The 1,181-nt window shown below is 45.0% G+C and carries 1 protein-coding gene; it reads left to right on the top strand.

Translation table 11 applies throughout. The features are described 5' to 3' along the window. A partial coding sequence (locus L3V36_RS23825; RefSeq protein ID WP_237296733.1) for an ISL3 family transposase occupies positions 1 to 1,178 on the top strand: 1,178 nt, incomplete at its 5' end. Between the last annotated feature and the right edge of the window lie 3 nt (positions 1,179 to 1,181).

Below are 1,181 nucleotides of genomic sequence, written 5' to 3'. Positions count from 1 at the left end.
TCCTATCTTCATTCTGGGAAGGCTTTCAAATAGTAAAGTCTCACCAGACAGCATCACTTATTACCCTGACTCTTAAACCTAACTCTGAGGCTAAGTGCCTTTGTGGTCTTGAAGCCGAAGCTATCCATGAGTATCAATGGCGTCATGTGAAAGAAGCCATGTTGCTCGGTGTTCCTGTTGAACTTTCCGTTCAAACACGAAGAATTAAGTGTCGTGACTGCGGCATAAAAACAGAGTCTCTATCTTGGCTAGAGCCTTATGCTCGCATCACGAAGCGCCTAAAAAGTTATATAGAACAACTACTGCCTCTTCTTCCCATTAAGCATATCTCCCAGTTAACGAGCGTACACTGGCACACCATTAAAGAGATAGATAAACGCCGACTTCGACAAGTGGTATCGCCAGTGAAATGGGAGGGGCTAAGGCAGCTTGTCATGGACGAGTTCGCTATCTTTAAAGGACATCGGTATGCCACCGTCATTGCTGATGCTAAGACTCACCAAGTCATTTGGATAGGACTAGGCCGAAGCCGAAAGGACATACGACCGTTTTTCGAACGGCTAGGTAAACATGGCAACAATATCGAAGCAGTCGCGATGGACATGAATACGGCGTTTGACCTTGAAGTTCAAGCGCATTGCCCGAACGCAAAAATCGTTTACGACTTATTCCATGTTGTAGCTAAGTTCGGTCGTGAGGTAATGGATAGAGTCAGAGTCGACCAAGCCAACAAACTCAAGCAAGATAAAAAAGCGAGGCAATGGGTCAAGCGCTCACGCTGGGTATTGTTGAAAAATAGAGGCAACTTAAATCCACAGCAAGACAGCTATCTTACAGAAATATTAAGTATCAATAAGGACTTAATGACCACTTATATACTCGGAGCACAACTCAAAGAGCTTTGGTATTGTGAATCAGAAGCACATGCTAAAGGGCTCTGGGAAACGTGGTGGGCACAAGTACAAGAGAGTGGAATTAAGCCGTTGAAGGAGTTCGCACGGAAACTGAGCCCTTATCTTCACGGTATTATCGCATCGGCAAGTTATCCACTCAACACCTGCACACTGGAAGGGATAAACAACAAGATAAAGCTAATCAAGCGAATGGGGTATGGGTATCGAGATACAGACTACTTCTTCTTGAAAATAAAAGCGGCTTTCCCCGGAAAGCCGCGATGAACC

It is taken from the genome of Vibrio sp. G-C-1 (genome assembly GCF_021728015.1).
Classification (GTDB): Bacteria; Pseudomonadota; Gammaproteobacteria; order Enterobacterales; family Vibrionaceae; genus Vibrio; species Vibrio splendidus.
This window is presented reverse-complemented; position numbering and strand designations above follow the sequence as displayed.